The following is a 21,983-nucleotide window of genomic DNA, read 5'->3' as shown; positions in this document are numbered from 1 at the left end:
GGCACCACTCCACCACCCGCGCCACCCGCACCCACCCGTGCCACCCGCATCGGCTCCTCCGTCCCCGAGAACCCCGCGCCACGCCCCCGGGCCCCTTCCCGTCCACCGCGGGGAGAGCGGCGATTTTCAGCCATCATGATGATGCGAGTCGACTGTCCTAAGTGACGTATGTCACATAAGAAATACGTGAGTTCATGGGCAACCATTCACAGGAACTGCAGGTCATGAATGCATAATCGACGGCCGCACCCGCTCCCACCGCGGAGGCACCCCCCACCCGCGTGCTGAGCAAACGCAGCGCGCCGGACATTTCCGAGGTCCTGATGAAGCTTCGCCGAGCCATCGCCGCCACGGCCACCGTGGCCGCGCTGGCCGGGTTGGGCCCGCTCGCGGGGTTGTCGGTGGCCGCACCGGCAGCAACGGCCGGCACCGCGGCGGACGGCACGGCCCCCGCCCCGAGCACGGACACTCCCCCGGCCACCCCCGGCACCACGCCCCCGGCCGAACCGAGCGGCAGTCCCCCCGACCCCGCCGACCCCGGCGCCACCCCGACCACGAGCCCACCCGCCGACCCGCCCGCGGAGTCCGCCGACCCCACCCCCGAAGCCCCCGACGCGGGCACCGGCACCGGCACCGGCAGCCCCGGCGGGAGCCCCACGGGGTCCCCGGGAGAGCCGGGGACCCAGGACCCAGGCACCCAGGACCCGGGCGGCGGCGACCCCGGGGGGCACGGCGCCGAGGCCAAACCGGGCGTCGGCTGGTCACCGGGCCAGTGCACGGACTTCGTCCCGGACGACGGCCTGTCCGTCGATGTCACCGGCCTCCCTGGCAAGATCGTCGCCGGCTCCGGCTGGCACCCCTTCGTCTTCTCCGTGACCAACCACACCGGCACCCGGCTGCGGAACATCTACGTCCAGAGCTTCACCGAGTACGCGACGGGTGTGAACGAGGGCGACTCGCTGCAACTCGACCTGGCCAGGCTCCAGTTCAAGGACCCCGCCACGGGCCGGTGGTCCGACGCCTACCAGGACTTCTACCAGGACGGCGGCGACCGGCACCCGTACTCGGGCACCTTCGTCGCCCTCGTCCCCCGCCTCGGCGAGGACGCCCGTGTCGACCTCCAACTCCGTGTCGACGTGGCCGCGAAAGCATCGCCCGGTGCCGCCTTCGCCCTGAGCACCGCCGTCTACGCGGGCCACGGCACCACCTGCAACCTCAACGGCGACACCTACGACTTCACCGTGCTCAAGGCCGGCAGCCACCCGCACGGAGTGGACGACGCCAAGCCCACCGGCGAGAAGCCGGTTCCCCGCCATGACGACGGCAGCCACCCGCAAGGCGGTGTCTTCGCCCGCCCGGTCACCGGAAGCCTGGCCGCGACCGGCACCTCCGAGGCCGTTCCCGTCATCGGCCTCATCGGCGCCCTCGCCGTCGTCATCGGTGTGGTCACGCTCTTCTTCTCACGCCGCCAGGCAGTAGCCCAGGCCGCCGCGCAGGCAGCCGCCCGCACCGCAGCCGTGCCGCACGGCAAGGGGGCGGACGGGACGGACGCGGAGGGGGAGGGCCAGGTGGAGGGCCGGGGGAACGACGGCATCGAGGACGCCGCAGACACCCCCTCGACCGCCATGGGCCACCCGCAGAACCCGGACGATCCGAACGATCCGAACAGGCCGAACGGCCCGAACGGCCCCGCGGGGCGCCAGAGCCCACAGGACCCGAAGGGCGTGCAGGGCGTGAAGGGCGCGCAGGGCGCGCAGGGCGCGCAGGGCGCGCAGGGCGCGCAGGGCGCGGACGGCGTCACGGGCACCGCCGGTTCGAAGGGCTCCGCGGCACCGGAGACCGCGCACGCCGAGGCTCCCGACACCACCGAGGACGCCCGGAGCACCGGAGCCGGCCCGGCGGCCGACGAGACCCGGCAAACCGGGAACGGAGCCGGGGCTCCGCACGGCCGGGGCGCCGAGGAGGCCCGGGGCACCGGGGGCACCGGGGACGCCGAGGAGGCCGCGGACGCGGAAACCCGCCCGGATGACCCGAGCGGCCCGGACAACCCGAGCGGCAGGAGCGGCACGAGCGGCCCGGACAATCCGAGCGGCACGAACGGCACGAACAACCCCGATGACTCGGATGGCGCGGACGACTCGGACAGGCCGAACCGCCAGGACGAGCCGGGCGATCCGGGCGACCCAGGTACCGCCGGACGTCCGGACCGCCGCTGAGAGACCACCGCCCCACGGCGGTACACGGAAGGACCTGCGCCAGGAGGGGGGCGCAGGTCCTTCCCATGTCACCCCGCCCGTGCCCCCACTCGCCCCTTGCCTCCCCCGGTTCCTTGGGCCCCGAACGGCCCGAACATCCCGAACGGCGCCGAACGGTCCGAACGGCCCCGACTGCCCCCTCGGCCGGTGGCCGAAGCCATAGCCATAGCCGAGTAGAAGCCATAGCCAGCCCGAAGCCATAGCCGCGGCCATAGCCAGGGCCGAGGCCACTCCCTCACTCCCCCTTGCGCGGTACCTTCGGCATCCCCAGAAACGGCAGCTTCAGCGCGCCGAACGCGTCCGCCGGGACGACCGGGGACCCGGGAGCGACCGGTGCGAGCCGCCGGTAGGGCTCGCCCTGGACGGGGCGCGGATCGTCCTCGCCCTTGTTCGGCCAGTACGCCATCGCGCGCTCGGCCTGGGCCGTGATGGTCAGCGACGGGTTGACGCCCAGGTTCGCCGAGACGGCGGCACCGTCCACGACCGAGATGCCCGGATGCCCCCAGAGGCGGTGGTACGGGTCGATCACGCCGGTCTCCGCCGAGTCGCCGATCGGGCAGCCGCCGAGGAAGTGCGCGGTGAGCGGAGTGCCCATCAGTTCGCCAATGTTGGAGCCGGCGAAGCCGTTGATCTCCTCCGCGAGCAGCGAGGCGGCACGGGTCGCCTCGGGGATCTGGCCGGGGTTGGGCGCGCCATGGCCCTGGCGTGCCGTCAGCAGCCCTCTGCCGAGGCCCTTCGGCTTGCGGTAGGTGGTCAGGGAGTTGTCGAGGGACTGCATGACCAGTCCGATGATGGTCCGCTCCGACCAGCGCCGGTTCGACAGCGAGCGCACCGCGAGCCACGGGTGCCGCGCCAGGTTCCCCAGCCAGCCCCGCACCCGCCCGCCGGGCCGGTACGGGACCTGCAGGATCGTCAGGCTGCCCATGGCGTTCGATCCCCTGCCGTACCGGACCGGCTCGATGTGGGTGTGCTCGTCCGGGTGCATCGACGAGGTGATCGCCACGCCCCTGGTGAAGTCGGCCCTCTCCCCGCGGTGCCGTCTGCGGTAGCGGCGGTCGTCCGTCTGCGCGCCCACCAGGGCCTCGGAGTTGGTGCGGGTGAGCGTGCCGAGGCGCTCGGAGACGCCTGGCAGCAGGCCCTCGTCGCGCATGCGGTGCAACAGGGTCCCCGTGCCGTAGGTGCCCGCAGCGACCACCACCCGCGGGGCGCGGAAGGTGCGCACCGCGCCCTTGCGGCGGCGGTTCGTCGGCACGGTCCGCACGACGAGCCCGCCGCGGGTGTCCTCGGTGACGGCGACCACCGACGTCATCGGGTGGATGACGGCGCCCGCCCGCTCCGCCAGGAAGAGGTAGTTCTCGGTGAGGGTGTTCTTCGCGCCGTGCCGGCAGCCCGTCATGCACTCGCCGCACTCGCTGCACGCCCGCCGGGCGGGGCCGGCGCCGCCGAAGTACGGGTCGGGGACCTCGCGGCCCGGCGCCGCCTCAACCGTGCCGTCCGCGTCGTCGCCGTCGCCGAAGAACACGCCGACCGGGGCCATGTGGAACGAGTCGCCGACGCCCATCGCCTCGGCCACCGCCTTCAGGTGCACGTCCGAGGGCGTCATCGTCGGGTTGAGGCGGGCGCCGAGCATCCGCTGCGCCTGGTCGTAGTACGGCCGTAGCTCGTCCTGCCAGTCCGTGATGTCCTTCCACTGCGGGTCGTCGAAGAACGCCCTGGGGGGCACGTAGAGGGTGTTGGCGTAGTTCAGCGAGCCGCCGCCGACGCCCGCGCCGGCCAGCACCATCACCTTGCCCAGCAGGTGGATGCGCTGGATGCCGTACAGGCCGAGGGACGGCGCCCAGAGGTAGTTCCTGAGGTCCCATGAGCTGCGGGGCAGGGTGCTCGGGGTGAAGCGGCGGCCGGCTTCGAGGACGCCGACCCGGTAGCCCTTCTCGGTCAGGCGGAGCGCGCTGACCGAGCCGCCGAAGCCGGAGCCTATGACGATGACGTCATAGTCCGGGACCGGTTCTCCGGCGTCCGCGGCTCGTGCGTCGGCGTCGGCATCGGCATCGGCATCGGCATCGGCATCGGCGTCAACGCCCGTGGGCGCGCCTTCGGCTGGCACCGGGGGCATCGGGCACCTCCGTGGGTCGGGGGGCGGGCCTGGTCGCACGGAAGGGCTCACCCCAGGCGGAACGGCTCACCGCAGGCGGAGCGCCTTCATGACGCGCAGGCTCCGGTTCATGAAGGCCGCGTAGCCGGCGTCGTCCATGCCGAAGGACGGTGCCATGGGCAGGATGCGCTGGTGGGCCACGGTCTGGGCCTCCGTGTACTTGTGGATGCCCTCCGCGCCGTGCCGGCGGCCGAGGCCGGAGTCCTTCATCCCGCCCATCGGCGACTGGACGCTGCCGTACGCGGCGGCGTAGCCCTCGTTGATGTTGACGCTGCCGCACCGCAGCCGGGCGGCGATCCGGCGGGCGCGGGCGCCGTCCCTGGTCCACACCGAGGCGTTGAGCCCGTACGGTGTGGCGTTGGCGAGGGCGACAGCCTGGTCCTCGTCGCCGAAGCGGTAGACGGAGACGACCGGGCCGAAGGTCTCCTCGCCGCACACCTCCATCGGGGCCTCGACCCCGTCGAGTATGGTCGGCTCGTAGAAGTAGGGCCCGATGTCCGGCCTGGCCACGCCCCCGGCGACGACCTTCGCGCCCTTGGCGACCGCCTCCTCGACGTGCCGCGTCACCGTCTCCAACTGGCGCTCGCCCACCAGCGATCCCATGTCGGCGCCGTAGGCGAGGGCGGCTCCGAGCCGCAGCGCCCTCGTACGGGCCGCGAAGCGCTCCAGGAAGGCGTCCGCGACGGCCTCGTGCACATAGAGCCGCTCGACGGAGATGCAGAGCTGCCCGGCCGAGGAGAAGCAGGCGCGCACGGCGCCCGCGGCGGCCTTCTCCACGTCCGCGTCGTGCAGGACCAGCATCGGGTTCTTGCCGCCCAGTTCGAGCGAGGCGCCGACCAGCCGGCCCGCGGCCTGCCGTGCGACGTCGCGTCCGGTGCGGGTGGAGCCGGTGAACGACACGTAGTCCGCGTGCTCCACCACCGCGGGCCCGACCACGGGCCCTTCGCCGACCACGACCTGGCACACCTCTGCGGGCAGTCCGGCCTCGACGAGCAGTTCGCGGGCCCACAGCACGGTCAGGGCGGTCTCCGTGTCGGGCTTCATCACGACGGCGTTGCCCGCGACGAAGGCGGGCAGGGCATCGTCGACGGCGAGCTCCAACGGATAGTTCCAGGGCACGATCTGACCGACCACACCGCGTGGATGGCGCAGCTCCGTGACCCGGGTCAGGGTCGGCACGGCGCCCGTGTGCCGCTTCGGACGCAGGTAGGAGGCGGCCTTGCGGCCGTAGTGCCGGGCGGTGACGAGCACGCCCTGCACCTCCTCGTGGGCGTGCAGCCTGGCCTTGCCGGTCTCCAGTTGGATCAGGTCGAGCACCTCGGCCTGACGCTCCAGCACCAGGTCGTGGAAGCGCAGCAGGACGGCGGCACGGCGGCGGACCGGCGTGGCGGCCCAGGCCGCCTGGGCGGCGCGGGCCCGCTCGAACGCCTCCGCGACGTCCTCGGGCGTGGACTCGGGCAGATCGGCCAGCTTCTCACCGGTGAACGGCGCGTGGCAGGCCGTCCTGCCCGACCCGACGACGCCCCGCGTGAGCCGGGCGACGAGATCGGGCGTGACCACGTCGGCGGGCGTCCTGGTGCCCGCGGGCACCGGTGCGAGCGGGTTGGTGCCGGACCCGGACGGCGACGGCGCGCCGGGGACCCCCCGGGCGCCCTTGTCATCCGGGGTGGCGGCAGGGGCCTTCGAGTCCGTCATGGGCGTGAGGGTAGGTCCTGGGACATGTGTTTGGGTACCCGTCGGTAACGACGTTTCACCATCCACCCACACTCCGCCAGTGATCACTGGCAGCAAAGGGCCTGATCTGGGGGATCGCGACCGTGTGCCGTCTAGAGCCCGTCGAGGTCCAGGTGCGCGACGACGTCCCGGTACAACTGCTCGCCGATCGGGTGCGCCCAGCCGTCCGCGGGCATGTCGACCTCGAGCCGCCAGTACTCCCGGCTGTTCCCGCCCCGCGGCACGACGAGCTGGTGGCGGTAGTGCCGCACGGGGTCGTCGCCGGTGGCCACGTAGTCCGTGTAGGTCAGCGTCGTCTCGTACGCCTTCTGCCCGCGGTAGGCGGTCTTCGAGCTCGACACCCGCACGGGCTTGAACTCCGTGCCGTCCTTGCCGCCGGCCTCGTAGTACTTCGTCCAGGCGTCGCCCGTGGGCGCGACGGGGTCGTCGGACTCCGCGTTGTCGGTCCGCGTGAGGGAGACGTCGAAGACGGCGCTGGGGTCGTGGAACGAGACGCCGTCGCCGTCGTCGTTCTCGACGCGCCGGTAGTCCGAGGGCACCGCGAGCGACGCCCCCACGACCTCCCGCTCCGGCCGCACCTCCCACCCCTTGGGCAACTCGTTGCCCCGGAACGGGTCCACCAGCAGCAGGACGAGCGCGAGCGCCACGACGAGGACGCCCGCGCCCAGGCCGTACCGGGCCCTGCGGCTGCCCTGGAGCACCGGCGGCACCCAGCGGTTTCCGGCCCCGCCGTCCGGGAGGAGCGGGCGGGTCGGCGCCTGCGCCGGGTGCGCCACGGCATCGAGGGCCTGGCGGACCTCGGCGGCCGGCGGGCGGGCCATCGGGTCCTTGCGGAGCAGTTGCATGATCACCATGGCCAGCGGTCCGGCCGCCCGCGCGGGCGCCTGCGGCTCGGCGGAGAGCACCGCCTGGAGCGTGGCCGGGGTGTGCGAGCGGCGGAACGGCGACATCCCCTCCACGGCCGCGTACAGCACGACGCCCAGGGACCACAGGTCGGCGGCGGGACCGGGTCGCTGGCCGAGCACCCGCTCCGGCGAGATGAACTCCGGCGAGCCGACGAAGGCGCCCGTCTCGGTGAGCCGCTGCTCCCCCTCCACCTGCGCGATGCCGAAGTCGGTCAGCACGACCCGGTCGCCGCGGCCGAGGAGGATGTTCTCGGGCTTGACGTCGCGGTGCAGGACACCCGCGTCGTGGGCGGCCCGGAGCGCGCCGACCACCGCGAGGCCGATCCGGGCGGCCTCGCGCGGGTCAAGGGTGCCCTCCTGCAACCGGGCACCGAGCGACTGCCCCCGCACCAGCTCCATGACCACCCACGGCCTGCCGTCCTCGACCACCACGTCGTGCACGGTGACCACGGACGGGTGGTCGATCCTCGCCGCCGCGCGCGCCTCGCGCTGCATACGCTCGTACGCGGTCCGCCGCTCGGCCTCGTGCAGCTCGGCGGGCAACCGCGGCTCCTTGATCGCCACCTCGCGGTCCACGACGACGTCACGGGCGTGCCAGACGGTGCCCATGCCGCCGTGGCCGAGGCGGGACAGCAGTTGGTAGCGGCCGCCGATGAGAGGGCCGCCGGCGGGCGCCGGGGCGGAGGGGGACGGGCTGTCCGGCGCGAACGGGGCGAAGGGCGCGGGATTCCCGGGCCGCGCGCCCGGGGCCGGCGGGACTGCGCCGCGGTTGGCCGCCCCCTGGCCGTGGGTGCCCGGGTGACCGGCGTGGTCCCGCGCGGGAATTTGCACGGGGCCTTGTGCGGGAATTTGCACGGGGCCTCGTGCGGGACGTTGTGAGGGATCTTGTGCGGGGGCGCCCTGGTCGTCGCCGACCCCGTCGGCCCTGCCGGTCACAGCCTGCGTGGGCTCGTACGCGCCCTGGCCCGGCACCGACGGTCCAGGCGGGGTCTGCGGCGGCCTGAGCCCGTAGCTGGTGGGCTCGTTCGGCTGTCCCCCATCGTTCGTCATGGTCACATCCTGGCGATCGGCACCTGCGGATTTCCACCCGGCCCCTGAGCAGATGCAACACCGTGACAAAGAACGGGCCGGGGCCCAACGGCGCGGCCGGAGCGGCGAACGGGGCGGGACACCACCACGCGGACGAAGCCACGAACGGCGGCAAGCCACGACGGCGCGGGACCGACCAACGGAGGCAGCGAAGTGCCACGGCGTGCACGGAACCGCGGCTCGTGGCGGCGGGACGGCGCTCGTCCGGAACGAGGCAGCCGATGGTGCGCGAGGGGTACGACGGGCACACGGCGACGGTCGGCGTGGGAAGCGGCGCGGCGGACCGCCGGGGCGAGCACCCATCGGGAACGGACACGGCCGGGAACGGACACGGCCGGGAACAGGCCGGGAACAGACACGGGCCGGAACCGCACACGGGCCGGACCGGACACACCGGATCGGACACGGGCCGGATCGACACGGGCCGGATCGGACACGGGCGGGGAACGGCCATCGGGGCCGTCGCGTGGACACCGCGGGCCGGGAACGGCGGCCGGGCGGGACGCGGTGCCTTAGGACGCCGTGCCGGGCGGGTGGAACGGCGGGGACGCGGGCCTGGACCCGGTCGTCGCGCCGGGCCGGGACGAGGGGGGCGGCGGCGGGGTGGACCTGCTCGGGGCCGGTGCGGATCCGCTCGGGGCGGGCCCGGGCGAGGTCGGGCCGGGCACGGGGGTCGCCGGTGCCGGACTCACCGGCCCGTGCTGCCCGGTGCCGCTTCCCTTCGCCAGCAGGGCGACCGCGGACATCCCGGCACCCGCCACACCCGCGACCAGGGCGATGACGATCAGCAGGGTGCGCAGGCGCCGCTTCGAGCCCGCCGGCCACGGCGGCGCCCCGGTCGCCGACGTGCCCCCGTCGGCTCCGGCGGACGCTCCGGACCCCGGCGCGTAGGGCCGTCCTGACCACGCTCGGGCAACCGGACCCGACCCGGGCACGGCGCCGGGAGAGGTCCTCGGGCCGGTGTCGGCGGACGTGCGCGACCGCGTCCACGGCACGGCCGGCGGTCGCGGTTCGAAGGGCCCGGCACGGCGGCCGGTCCTCCCGCCCCCGGGGCGCCCGGAGCCGGTGTCGGCCGCCGGCGCCGACCAGGGTTCCGCCTCGGCCGGTGGCCAGGGACCCGTCTCGGCGGAGGGCCAGTGCTCACCGGAGGGGTGCTCCGTGGGCCCGGACGTCCCTCCGTCGGCGGACGGCGTGCCGCCCGCCGGGGCGGGGCCGCGGCCGGCCGGCGCGGAGGTGTGGTCGGCCGGCGCGGAGGTGCGGTCGGGAAGCGGTACGGGGTGATCGGCAGGGGCGGGGGGCCGGTCGTGCGGCGCGAAGGTGTGGTCGGGCCGCTCGCCGCCCGTCCGGCCCGCGCTCCCCGCACCAGGGCCCTGGCCGGCGCCTCCGCCCGCCGGGCGGACGGCCCCCGGACCGGCGGCTCCGCCCCCGCCGCCCACGGACCCGCCGTCACGGCCTGCCGCCTCGGGCGGCTGCTCCGCGCCCGGCGCCGCCGGGCCCCGGGGGGACGGCGCCGGATCGGGGGCCCCGGTCCGCCGGTCCTGGGCCGGGGGGACCTGGTCGGCAGGCGGGGGGCTCAGGGGCGGCTGCTCCGAGGGCGGCTGCTCCGAGGGCGGCCGGCCGGGGGACGGCCGGTCCGGAGGCGCGGGCGCGGGGGACCGCGGCGTACCGCGGCGGGAGGCCCGGTGCGGCAGCCGTGGTACGCGCGGCAGTCGCGCCGCCCCTCGGCTCGGCAGGTGCGGAAGCCGGGCGACCCGCGGCGCCCAGCGCGTCCGCGCCGCACCGGTGCCACCCGGCACCGAGGCACCGCGCGGCGCCGGAACACGGCCCGTGTCGGCGTACCCGCGCAGCATCCGCTCGGCCTCGGCCGCGTCGAGCCGCCGGTCCGGGTCGCGCTCCAGCAGCCCCCAGATCACCGGCAGCAGCGGGCCGGCCTGCGCCGGTGTCCTGATCTCGTCGGAGACCACCGCGTGCAGCACGCCGCCCAGTGAGTCGCGGTGGAACGGCGAGATCCCGCTGACCGCCGCGCACAACAGCGCGCCCAGCGACCACAGGTCCGACTCCGGGCCCGTACGCACCCCGGACATCCGCTCCGGCGCCGTGTACTCCGGCGAGCCCATGAACGACCCGGCCTCGGTCAACGTGGTGGCCCCGGTGAGGTGTGCCGTGCCGAAGTCGGTGAGCACCACGCGGCCGGTGCCGGACTCCAGCAGGACATTGGCCGGTTTCAGATCCCGGTGCAGCACTCCGGACTCATGGGCCTTGCGCAGCGCGCCCAGCAGCGCGATACCGATCCGCGCGGCCTCGCGGGTGTCGACGGGGCCCGTCCGGGCGATCCGCTCGGCGAGCGAAGGGCCGTCGACCAACTCCATGACGATGTACGGCCGGTCGTCGGCCTCCACCACGTCGTGCACGCTGATGATGTGCGGATGGCCGAGCTGGGCCAGCGCACGCGCCTCACGCAGGGCGCGTTCCCGCTGCACCCGCGCATCGTCGGCGGACAGGGCGTCACCGAGGTCGAGTGCGACCTCCTTGACGGCGACCTGACGCCCCAGCAGTTGGTCGGTGGCGCGCCACACCACGCCCATGCCGCCCCGGCCGAGTTGTGCCTCCAGGCGGTACCGGTCCGCCAGGACACGGGTGTTGCCGCCGCCCGGGCGCCCCCCGCCCCCCGCGGCTCCGTCGGTCACCATACGGCCATGATGCCCCAGGGTCACCGACCCGGAGGTGGTGCGTCCGGCCAGGTGACACGGGTTGTCCGAAGATCGCCTCTCGGCCACCGGGCGTGCGCCGGGACTGCGCCGTCAACGCCTTGCGCACCACCCCGTCACCGCAACGTCACTGTTCCCCCACGCCCGCCCCGTACCGCCCTTGGCTCCCCCGCGTGCGGTCGGCCCGCCGGATCGTGCCTCACTCGTCGCCGCCGCCGTCCCCGTTGCCGCCGTCGTCCTCCGAGTCGTCCGACCCATTGGATCCGGCCATGGACCCGCTGTCGCCGGGGCGCCAGCCCCGCAGCACGATGTCGAACTGCTCGCGAGTGGTCGCCCAGTCGTCCGCCGGCGAGGACATGTAGATGGCGTACTCGGTGCCGGCCCCGTCGACGTACGTCTGCTCTATGGCGTGCCGCGGGCCGGGGAAGGAGTCGTCGGGGACGGCGGTCCAGCGGAACTCCCAGAGCGATCCGGGCTGGTCGCGGAAGCTGTTCTGCGTCAGCTCGCCCCTGCGGTAGTCCGGCAGGTCCCTGAGCTGCTTCTCCAGATCAAGCTGGTGCATGTACGGGTTGTCCCAGTCGGGCGCGTGGTCGACGCTGATCCGTACGAAGTGGTTGCCGTGGTCCGGGGTGTAGTCGACCTGCGTGCCGTTCGCCTCCCGCTGCCAGCCCTGCGGCAGCATCAGACTGAAGCCCTCGACGTCGTCCACCCGCTTCCAGTCCGCCGGTATCTCACCCGCCCGGTGCGTGGGTCCTGCGGAGTGCGGGGGCGAGACGGACGGGGCCGGGGCCGGGGCCGTGTGACTGGGCAGCGACGCCGCCTGGCCGTGGCCCTCGGCGTAGTGCAGCCCGAGGGCGGTACCGCCGCCGACCAGCGCGGCGGCGGCGACGACGATCGCCACGACGTTCCATCCGCGCCTTCCGCGCGCAGCGGACGGGGTGGGCGTGAGGGGCGGGGCGGAGTGGGCCGCCGGCGGCTGCGTGGACGTCATCAGCTCCGGCTGCGGGCCGGGGCCGTACCGCCCCTGGCCGCCCGTCCCGGCGCCGGAGGGCCCGTGAGCCCCGTACGACGGGTACGGCCCGTACCGCTGTCCGCCGGACGCGTCGTGGGGGTGGCCCTCCCGCACGGACCGGTAGTCCCGCGTCGGGTCCTCCTGGGGGTGCGGTGCCCCGGGAGGCTGAACGGCCCCCTGGGGCTGGGGGGTCCCGTGGGGTTCGGGGGGCCCGTAAGGGTGTGCGGTGGTGGCCAGGTACTCCTGCGCGGCGGCGGGGCTGCGCCCTTCGGAGGCTTCGAGGAGCATCGCCTCGGCGTCCTCCGCGCCGGGCCGGGCGTCCGGGTCCTTGCGCAGCAGTGCCGCTATGACGGGCCCGAGCGGCCCGCCGCCGGCCGGCGGGGGCATCTCCTCCTCGACCACGGCCTGCATGGTGGCCAGCGGTGTGGTGCGCCGGAACGGCGACCGGCCGTCCACCGCCGTGTAGAGCGTCGCTCCGAGCGCCCACAGGTCGGAGGCGTGCCCCGGATCGGCGCCGCGCACCCGCTCCGGTGCCAGGTAGTCCACGGAGCCGACGACCTCGCCGGTCTTGGTGAGGGTGGTGTCGCCCTCCATCTGGGCGATGCCGAAGTCGGTGAGCAGCACCCGGCCGTCGGTGGCGAGCAGGACGTTGCCGGGCTTGACGTCCCGGTGCAGCACACCGGCGGCGTGCGCGGCGCGCAGCGCACGGAGCACCCAGAGGCCGACCCGGGCCGCATACCGGGGTTCGAGCCCCCCTGACTCCTTGACGGCATCGGCGAGGGAACCGCCCTCGACCAGCTCCATCACGATCCACGGCCGGTCGTCGTGCTCCAGTACGTCGTGGATGGTGACGACGGCGGGGTGGTTGATCCGGGCGGCGGCCCGCGCCTCCGTCTGGGTGCGCGCGAGCATCACCGTGCGGTCGGCCTCGGACACGTACTGCGCGGCGGTCAGTTCCTTGACCGCGACGGCACGGTGCAGCAGCTCGTCGTGAGCGCGCCATACACGTCCCATGCCGCCCCGGCCGATGGTCTCACCGAGCCGGTAGCGGCCCGCGAGGAGCAGCCCTTGCATCTGATTCACGTTCCCCCGCAGTGGTCTTGACAGAACCAGGTTAAGGACGCCGTAGCGCACAGGGAACACGCGGGTGGCAAGAAGACCGCACTGTGACGCGTGGGACGTGCCCGCGGCGCCCGCACGGTACCGCTGCCACGGCGGGCCCCACCGGCCCCTGCAGCCCTGCCCCCTCGGCCTCCCCACCCGCGCCCGAAGCCCCGCCCCACGGCTTCCTCACGGGCTCCCCCGGCCCGTGACGAGCCCTCCGCACACGCCTTGAGCCTGGCCCCGGGCACCCCGTGCCGGGTCGCCGGCCCCCGTACGGGCCGCCGGCCCGTACGCCGGTCGTCGGCCTCGGCACGGGGCGTCAGCCGCTGTACAGGCCGTCAGCCCGTGTACTGGTAGGTGGCCGACGCCTGCGTGTAGTAGCCGTCCACCTTGTCGCGCTGCGACTCGGGGCCCCGGACCTGGACGATGTGGTAGCGGCCGTCGAGCAGGAGCGCGAGGTTGCGCACGTACAGCTCGCCCCCGTTGCCCTGCCAGGTGAACTGGCCCTCCGCCATGACCCGGTCGCCTACCTCGGTGGTGCGCATCCCGCTGCTGGTCGCCCAGCTCGAGTCGCGGAAGGGCTGGAGCTCGTGCTCCTTCTCGCGCTCGTACACCATCGGGTCGGTGCCGAACTTCTTGGCGGTGTCCCGGCCGGGCACGACTATGAGCTGGAAGCCGTCCTTGCTGTAGACGACCTGGCCGAGGCTGTTCCTGCCCTGCCGGTGCCAGCCGTCGGCCACGGCTATCCGGAAACCGGCGGCGTCCTTCTTCAGGGTGAAGCCCGGAGGCAGGTCGAGCGGGCTGGTCTGCGGCTGGTGGGAGCCGGAGTTCTGGTCCGGCGAGCTGCCGCCCCGGCCGTCCTGACCGGTGGTGGTGCCCTCCGGCGCGCCCGGGTCCGAGGACCGGCCCGGAGCCGGGCCGCTGGTCGCTCCGGCGCCCGCCTCCCTGCCCCCTGTACCCACCTTGGGCATGAAGAGCATCGCGTACGCCACGGCCGCCGCGAGACCCAGCATGATCACCACGAGGAGTGTTCTGCCGAGCCGTCTCGGTGCCCCTTCACGGCCGGCCTTGTGCCGCCCTCTCCCGGTGGTCGCGAGGGCGCCCCTGCGGCGGCGGACCAGCTCCCCGCGGCGCCGCACGATGGGCAGCCGCTCCGCGTCGGCCGGCGGGACGGCGACGACGTGGGCGCCCGCGTCGGGCTCGGGGGCCGATCTGATGAGTGAGCGCAGCCAGCCCCGCAGCTCCTCGAAGTCGGGCCGCTCGGACGGGTCCTGGCGCAGCAGCGACTCGACGACGGGACGCAGCGGACCGCACTCCTCGGCGAACGCGGGCGGCTCCGAGCACACCATGTCGACCAGCTCGGGGGTGCTGTCCTCCGGGTACGGGGCATGGCCCTGCACCGCCCGGTACAGCAGCGCGCCCAGCGCCCACAGATCGGTGGCGGGGCCGATGGGCGGGGCGAGCTGCCAGTTCTCGTGCACGGGGCCGGCCTGCTCCGGGGCCCAGCGCTCGGTGACCGGGCCGACCACGGCCATCCTGGCCTGGCGGGCGCGCTCGGCGGCCAGCGGCGTGGCCGGTCCGCGCCGCGCACCGCCCGCAGCGCCCCAGCCGACGACCTCGCCCCAACTGACGGTGGTACCGGTCGCCTCGTCGTCCGCCGGGGGCCGTGCGGTGGCGGGCTCCCGGTGGGCGTAGGCATCGGGGTGGTTGTCCTGGGCGGGGCGGGGCGCGGGGGGCCCCGGGCGGCGCACCCCGTACGGGTCGACGATCCGACCGGGCGGATGGGAGCCGGCGTCCTGGGGTTGGGCACCGTCGCCCGGGCGGGCGGCGGGCAGGCCGCGCGGGTCGGAGTGCTGGTCCTCGCCGATCCGTGCGGCGGCCCTGGCGCCCGCCCGGTAGGCCGCGATGGCTCCGGCGCGGGCGGCTCTGGCATCGGTGCCGTTCGACCCCGGGTGGGGGGCGGGGGCGCCGGGTGCGGCATCGGACAGGCCCTGCCCGGGGCCCAGCTCGCCCGCGGGGCGGGCGGGGCCCACGGCGGGGGGAGAGCCGAAGCGGCCCTCCGGGTGGCCGGGCGGGGCGCCGAGGGCCGGGCGGTCGCCGGGGCCGGAGAGCGCCTCGGCCGAGGCACCGGTGGCCGCCCCCTGCTGGGGGTCAGGCAGGTCGCCGGTGGGCTGGAGGGCCGCGGCGGGGTCGGGCCGGGGGTCGTAGCCGCACAGCGCCTCCTCGGCGGCACCGGCGGCCAGACCGGTGAGCAGTACGCGGCCGTCCTCGCAGACCAGGACCGTACGGGTGGTGATGTTGCGGTGGACCCAGCCGTGCGCATGCAGGGCGCGCAGGGCGGTGAGCACGTCGGCGGCGACCTCGGCCGCGCGGTACGGGGACAGGGGTGCCTCGGCCAGCAGTGCCGCGAGCGGGCTGGCGGCGACCACCTCGCTGACTATCCACAGCGAGCCGCCCTCCGCGAACACGTCGAAGACCTGGTCGAGCCGCGGGTGGTCGGGGATCTGGGCGGCGGCCTGGGCGGCCTCGATGGCCCTGCGCACCGCGGGGTCCGACGGGGTGCGGGTGGCGCCGCCGGTGACGCCCCGGCCGCCGATCCGCCGCGCGCCCGCGGGCCCGCGGCCGGTGAAGCCCTCGGGCAGGCCCTCCGCGTCCAGCACCTCCGCCTCGACCACCTCCGGCAACGGCACCTGCCGTACGAGGACTTCCTGGCCGCTGTAGGTGTCGAAGGCGCGCGTCTGGGCGAGCTCGTACTCGTCGGACGGGGGGAGGGGCAGGCGGTAGCGGTCGGCGAGTACCCGACCCGCGTAGTCGTCCACTGGCGCCGCCCCCTTCCGATCGGTGGTCACATCCGCTCGCCGTGTGGTCCGAGCGCAGTGTTGATGCGACTGCGTACGGTCCGCACGCACTCACGATACGTGCCGGAGTCCAGCCGTATCGAGGGGATGTGGATAACTCCTCGAACCAGTCGGCCGACCGGCCCCCGCAACTCCTTGCAGCTCTTGACCTCTTGACCTCTTGCGCCCCGTTCGCCCCATATGCACCACGGGTTGTGCAGGCCCACACGGCTCCACGGGCCCCGCGCCGCCCCCGCCCCGGGTACCGCAGCGGCCGGCGTTCACAGGCCCGCGGTCCCCGTCCCGGCGCCGGGGCGGCGCCGGGACGGGGGGCACCGGGCGCAGGGCCGCGGACGGCACGGGCCCGCGGACCGCGGCACACGCCTTCCGGGCTCTGCGACGGGTCACTTCTTGGGCTGGAAGGTGCGGGTGAAGGTGTCCCATGTGCTGCGGCGCAGGTCGCTGTCCCACGTGCCGGCCTTGGCCGTGTACATCATCCCGTAGCCCAGCTTGGGGCCGACGACGAACCCGCGGTCGATCCTGCGCCGCTGCGTGCCGTGCGAGACGAAGGTGAACTCCCAGTCGGCCGCGGGCCAGCCGCGGTACTCCAGACCGTCGATGCGGATGCGCTTGTACTGGGAGAGGACCATGTAGTGCTCCTGCTCGTGCCAGTCGAGCACCGGGCTGGGCTTGGGCGAGGTCGTCCACGCGAGCAGCAGCGCCTGTCCGTCGGGGCCGGTGAAATGGACGCCGGTGCGGTCCGTGGTGGTGCGCTGCCAGCCCTTGGGCAGGCCGATCGAGAAGCCCTGCGGGTCCGTGTACGTGGTGGCGGGCGCATCCTGGCCGGTGCCGGTGCCGGTTCCGGTACCGCCGGAGGAGCCGCCGCTCTGCTTGCCGTCGTCGCCCGCGCCACCTCCCGAGCCCTTGGCCGCCCCCCGGCCCTCGTCCGGCTTGCCGTCGTCGCTCCGGCCGCCGCCACCGCTGCCGTCCCGGTCGCCCTTGCCACCGGACGTGCCGCCGCCGGATGCCGCGGTGCCGCCACCGGTGTCCCTGCCGCCGCGCGGGGTGCCGTCGTCGCCGGGCAGGGTCAGGGCCAGGACGGTGCCGAGCACGACCAGCGCGATGACGATCGCGGCGATCAGCAGGGCGCGGCGGGGATTCCTCACCGGCCCGAACCGTCTGCGCTGCGCCGTGCCGGACGGGGGTGGCCCGGCGGGGCCGAACGTTCCGGGCGGTGCCGTGGCGGCGGGGCCGTGGGCCGCCGACCCGAGGCCCGCGGACGCCGTGTCGCGGGCGCCGGGACCGGAGGCCCCGGTTCCGGCCGGTGTCCCGGAAGGCGCCGCCCGGCCGTCGGAGCCGGGCGCGGTGGCCTTCTGCTCGCCGGGCGTCCCGGCACCGCCGCTCCCGGCGCCGCCCGTCGAGGAGCGCTTGCGCCAACCGGCAAGAGCCGCCCCGGGGGCGGACCGGTCGGCCGGAGGCGCGGCGTCGGGGGGCAGGGCGTCGGCTGCCGTGGAGCCGGCAGCCGACGGGGCGTCCGGCCCGCGGCCGGAGGAGGGCCTGGGGGGCGCGGAGGAAGCGGAGGACGGTGCCGCCGGGGCGGCACCGGAGCGCCCGGCGGCTTCGGAACCGGAGGGCTCGGCAGCCGCCTTGCCCGGCCGCGCACGCGCCGCCTCGGCCGCGGTGCCCTGCGCGCCGGTGGATCCGGGGGCCGCCCGGCGGTCCGCGCCCTTCGCCGGGCCGGTGCCGGGCGCCGCCGCGGCTGCCCCCGTCGCGGCCCGCTCGGCGGACGCCCCGCCCGCACCTGGCGCACCCGCGCCGGACCCGTGGGAAGCGGGCCCACCCGAGGCAGGTCCTGCCGCCGCGCCCGATCCCGGCGAGGCCGCCGCCGACTTCCCCTGGACGGCGGTCGCGGCCGCCCCGGTCGCCGCCGCGGCCGCTTTGCGCACGGACCGCAGTGCACCGCGCAGACCGCGCTCCGGCGCGTCTCCAGTCGCCTTGCCCGACTCTCCCGCCGGCGCGCTCCGGGCTCCGCTGTCCGCCGCGCCCGAGGACGGCCCGGCGGCGTCCGGCTCCTGCACGGTCGGGGCGTCGGGGCGCTCCCCGGCCGCCGGCCGCCGCTCCTCGCCGGGCAGCACCAAGGTGGTCGTCCTGTCGGAGGCGGGTGCCTTCGGCTCGGGAGCGTGGACGACGTCCATGAGCATCGCCCGGGCACCGGCGTCGTCCAGCCGCTGCTCGACGTCCTTGGCCAGCAGGCCGTAGATGACCGGCTCCAGCGGGCCGGCGTTCTTCGGACGCTCCAGGGGCTCGGTCATCACCGCGGTCAGGGTCGCGATGGCGGAGCCCTTGTCGTACGGCGGGGTGCCCTCCACGCACGCGTAGAGCAGCCCGCCGAGGGACCACATGTCGGCGGCGGGGCCGGGGCGGTAGCCGCGGGCGCGCTCCGGGGAGATGTAGGAGGGCGCTCCGACGAGCATGCCGGTGGAGGTGATGGACGGGTCGCCCTCGACCTGGGCGATGCCGAAGTCGGTCAGCACGACGCGGCCGTCGTCGGCGATGAGCACGTTGGACGGCTTCACGTCGCGGTGCAGGATGCCCTCGCGGTGGGCGGCGCGCAGCACGTCGAGCACGGCGAGGCCCACCTCGGCGGCGCGCCTCGGTGTGAGGACGCCGTCCTCGCGGATGACCTCGGCGAGGGACTTGCCCTCGACCAGCTCCATCACGATCCAGGGCCGGTCGTCCTCGTCGACGACGTCGAAGACGGTCACCGCGCTGTTGTTGCGGATCCGGGCGATGGCCTTGGCCTCGCGCAGCGTGCGGGTGATCAGGCGGCGGTTCTCGTCCTCGTCGCTGGAGGGGAAGCGCAGTTCCTTGACCGCGACCGTGCGGCCCAGCACCTCGTCCTCCGCCCGCCAGACCGTGCCCATGCCACCGCGGCCGAGTACCTTCCCCAGCCGGTACCGTCCGGCGAGGAGACGTGTCCCCGTGGCCTTGCGCGTCTCTCCCGCCTGCTCAGCCTCCGACATGTGTCCCCTCTGCAACCCGCCCTGACAGAGCCTCCATTGTCCCCCACGCCGTGACCACTCCCTTCGCAGGGTCTCCACCCCCGGCTGCGGGGAAGGCCCGGGTCCCGCATGATGGGCCGGGCCCGGTGGGACGACGATGGAGGACCCTGATGCCCGTGTCCCGGACACTGCGGGCCCTTTCGCTGGCCGCGGTGCTGCTGGGCCTGGCCCCCGGCAGCCTCCCGGCCGCCGGGCCCGCGGTCCCGGTCGCCACTCTTCCCCTGCTCGCCGGCGAGGGCAAGGGCAGGACCGCCGCGCTGCTCGTCCGTGACGAAACGGGCACACGGTTCGCCCGCAGCGGGCCGGGCATCCGGCGCGCCGACCACTTCAGGGCCGGCAGCATCACGAAGACGTTCCTCGCCACGGTGGTGCTCCAACTCGCCGCGGAGGGCCGGCTCTCGCTCTCCGACACGGTGGAGCAGCACCTGCCGGGCCTGGTGCGGGGCCGGGGCAACGACGGGCGCCTGCTCACCCTGCGCGAGTTGCTCGACCACACCAGCGGGCTGCATGACTTCACCGCGGACACCGGTGGCACCGTGCCGCTCGCGGCGGCCGGCGCGGTCCGCCTCGCGCTGTCCCACCGGCCGTCCGCACGGGGTGTCTTCGCGTACTCCAACACCGACTACGTGCTGCTCGGCATGGTGATCGAGGCGGTCACCGGCGAGTCGTACGCGGCAGAGGCGAGGCAGCGGATCATCGGGCCGCTGCATCTCGCCGGCACCTCCTTCCCCGGTGCCCGGCGGGACCTGCCCGAACCGCACGGGCGCGCGTACACCGCCGGCGGACGGGAGGTCACCGACCTGGACCCCCGGGTGGCGGGCGCGGCGGGCGAAGTGGTCTCCACCCTCACCGACCTGGACCGCTTCTACTCGGCCCTGCTCGGCGGTCGGCTGCTTCCCGCCGCCGAACTGGCCAGGATGCTGGACACCGGTGGCACGGGGGGGGCCTACGGGTTGGGGATCTATCCGCAGCGGCTGCCGTGCGGGGTGACGGTGTGGGGGCACAACGGCCGCATCCGGGGCAGCTATGTGCGCAGCGCCGCGGTCCGGGGCGGGGAGCGGGTGCTGACCTACCGGGTGGACGCGGACGCGGTGCCGCCTGCCGCGGCGGAACGGGCCCTGCTCACCGCGGAGTTCTGTCCGCGGTGAGCGGGCGGCCGGTCCCGCGCGGTGGTGGACCTGGGCGGGGAGCTCGGGGCAGGGGCGGGGCCTGGGGTCAGCCCGCCACTATGTCCGGGGCGCCCAGCCGGGCGGCGTCCGCCGTGAGGTCGTCGGGCTGGAGCTGGGACTCGCGCTCCGCCTGGACGCGCTTCTCGTAGTGCTCCACCTCGCGGTCGACGCGGTCGGTGTCCCAGCCGAGGACCGGGGCCATCAACAGGGCGGCCTCGCGGGCGCAGCGGGTACCGCGGTCGAAGGTCTCGATGGAGATGCGGGTGCGGCGGGTGAGGGCGTCGTCGAGGTGGCGGGCCCCCTCGTGGGAGGCGGCGTAGACGATCTCGGCGCGGAGGTAGTCGTCGGCGCCCTGGAGGGGTGCGGCGAGGGTGGGGTCGTCGGCGATCAGGCCGAGCAGTTCCTCGCTGAGCGACCCGTACCTGTTCAGCAGGTGCTCCACCCGGGCGACGTGCAGGCCGGTGTCGGCGGCGATGCGGGCGCGGGCGTTCCACAGCGCCCTGTAGCCCTCGGCTCCGACGAGCGGGATGTCCTCCGTGACGCAGTCGGCGACTCGCTGGTCGAGGCCGTGCACCGCCTCGTCCACGGCGTCCTTGGCCATCACGCGGTACGTGGTGTACTTCCCGCCGGCCACCACCACGAGCCCGGGCGCTGCGTGCGCGACGGTGTGCTCGCGCGACAGCTTGCTGGTGGCCTCGGACTCGCCGGCGAGCAGGGGCCGCAGGCCCGCGTACACCCCTTGGACGTCGTCCCGGGTCAGGGGGACGGCCAGGACGGCGTTCACATGCCGCAGGACGTAGTCGATGTCGGCGCTGGAGGCCGCCGGGTGGGCCTTGTCCAGGTCCCAGTCGGTGTCGGTGGTGCCGACGATCCAGTGCCGGCCCCAGGGGATGACGAACAGCACGCTCTTCTCGGTGCGCAGGATCAGGCCGGTGCGGGAATTGATGCGGTCCTTCGGCACGACGAGGTGGATGCCCTTGGAGGCCCGGACGTGGAACTGGCCGCGCTCGCCGACCATGGCCTGGGTGTCGTCGGTCCAGACGCCGGTGGCGTTGACCACCTGCTTGGCGCGGATCTCGTACTCGCCGTCGGTCTCCAGGTCGTGCACCCGGACGCCGACGACGCGCTCGCCCTCGCGCAGGAAGCCCGTCACACGCGCGCGGTTGGCGACGTGCGCGCCGTACGCGGCGGCGGTGCGCACCAGGGTGGCGACGTAGCGGGCGTCGTCCATCTGGGCGTCGTAGTACTGGAGGGCGCCGACGAGGGCGTCCTTCTTCAGGCAGGGGGCGACGCGCAGGGCGTGGCGCCGGGTCAGGTGCCGGTGCCCGGGCAGGCCGCGGCCGTGGCCGCGGGCCATGGACATCAGGTCGTACAGGGCGACGCCGGTGCCCGCGTAGACCCGCTCCCAGCCCGGGTGCTGGAGCGGATACAGGAACGGCACCGGCTTCACGAGGTGCGGCGCGATGCGCTCCAGGAGCAGGCCGCGCTCCTTGAGTGCCTCCCTGACCAGGGCGAAGTCCAGCATCTCCAGATATCGCAGGCCGCCGTGGATCAGCTTGCTGGAGCGGCTGGAGGTGCCCGACGCCCAGTCGCGGGCCTCGACGAGACCGGTGGACAGGCCACGGGTCGCCGCGTCGAGTGCCGTGCCCGCGCCGACCACTCCTGCGCCGACGACCAGCACGTCCAGCTCGTGATCGGCCATTGCCGCCAGGGACTCGGCGCGTCGCGCCGGTCCCAGTGTCGCTGTCCTCACCGCTGCCTCCCGTCACCTCTCGCGGCCGGCACGGCATCAACCGTGCCCGCACTCACATCCCCCACGTCCAGTCTCACCGCGTTCCCCGACTTCAGCCACCACCAATCCGCGGCCTGTGGACAACCCCCGGCTCCCGCGCGGCCAACACGCCCCAATTTCCGGGCAGTCAATGCGACACAACGGTCATATTTACTCCTAGTGTG

General features: G+C 75.0%; 10 protein-coding genes. 2 read left to right on the top strand and 8 right to left on the bottom strand.

The features are described from left to right. Positions 1-323 precede the first annotated feature (323 nt). Positions 324-2,216, top strand: coding sequence for a collagen-like domain-containing protein (locus tag IE313_RS14565; protein WP_189932047.1), 1,893 nt, complete (start codon positions 324-326; stop codon positions 2,214-2,216). Between the two features lie 274 nt (positions 2,217-2,490). Here IE313_RS14565 and IE313_RS14560 read toward each other — a convergent pair whose 3' ends face one another. The 7 genes from IE313_RS14560 to IE313_RS14530 form a co-directional block, all read right to left on the bottom strand. After that, complete coding sequence (locus IE313_RS14560; RefSeq protein ID WP_189932045.1) at positions 2,491-4,368, bottom strand: GMC oxidoreductase; 1,878 nt, start codon at positions 4,366-4,368, stop codon at positions 2,491-2,493. A 66-nt stretch (positions 4,369-4,434) separates the two neighbouring features. Then, positions 4,435-6,102 (bottom strand): succinic semialdehyde dehydrogenase, encoded by a 1,668-nt coding sequence (locus IE313_RS14555; protein ID WP_189932043.1) that lies wholly within the window; start codon positions 6,100-6,102, stop codon positions 4,435-4,437. Positions 6,103-6,233: 131 nt separating this feature from the next. Further along, positions 6,234-8,096 (bottom strand): serine/threonine-protein kinase, encoded by a 1,863-nt coding sequence (locus IE313_RS14550; RefSeq protein WP_189932041.1) that lies wholly within the window; start codon positions 8,094-8,096, stop codon positions 6,234-6,236. A 551-nt stretch (positions 8,097-8,647) separates the two neighbouring features. After that, complete coding sequence (locus tag IE313_RS14545; RefSeq protein WP_229924630.1) at positions 8,648-10,825, bottom strand: serine/threonine-protein kinase; 2,178 nt, start codon at positions 10,823-10,825, stop codon at positions 8,648-8,650. 217 nt (positions 10,826-11,042) lie between these two features. Continuing rightward, positions 11,043-12,929: a serine/threonine-protein kinase gene (locus IE313_RS14540; protein ID WP_189932039.1), complete on the bottom strand. Its 1,887-nt coding sequence runs from the start codon at positions 12,927-12,929 to the stop codon at positions 11,043-11,045. 368 nt (positions 12,930-13,297) lie between these two features. Continuing rightward, positions 13,298-15,778 (bottom strand): serine/threonine kinase C-terminal domain-containing protein, encoded by a 2,481-nt coding sequence (locus tag IE313_RS14535; protein WP_189932037.1) that lies wholly within the window; start codon positions 15,776-15,778, stop codon positions 13,298-13,300. 422 nt (positions 15,779-16,200) lie between these two features. Then, a complete protein-coding gene (locus IE313_RS14530) occupies positions 16,201-18,819 on the bottom strand; it encodes a serine/threonine-protein kinase (protein WP_189932035.1) in 2,619 nt (872 codons plus the stop codon). A gap of 149 nt (positions 18,820-18,968) precedes the next feature. On the opposite strand from IE313_RS14530, the gene IE313_RS14525 reads away from it, so the two are divergent. Then, entirely contained in the window at positions 18,969-20,006 is a 1,038-nt protein-coding gene (locus IE313_RS14525) for a serine hydrolase domain-containing protein (protein WP_189932033.1), read from the top strand. Positions 20,007-20,073: 67 nt separating this feature from the next. Here IE313_RS14525 and IE313_RS14520 read toward each other — a convergent pair whose 3' ends face one another. Continuing rightward, a complete protein-coding gene (locus IE313_RS14520; RefSeq protein WP_189932031.1) occupies positions 20,074-21,780 on the bottom strand; it encodes a glycerol-3-phosphate dehydrogenase/oxidase in 1,707 nt (568 codons plus the stop codon). Positions 21,781-21,983: the final 203 nt, after the last annotated feature.

This window comes from Streptomyces sulfonofaciens, from assembly GCF_014656295.1.
Taxonomy (GTDB): Bacteria; Actinomycetota; Actinomycetes; order Streptomycetales; family Streptomycetaceae; genus Streptomyces; species Streptomyces sulfonofaciens.
This window is presented reverse-complemented; position numbering and strand designations above follow the sequence as displayed.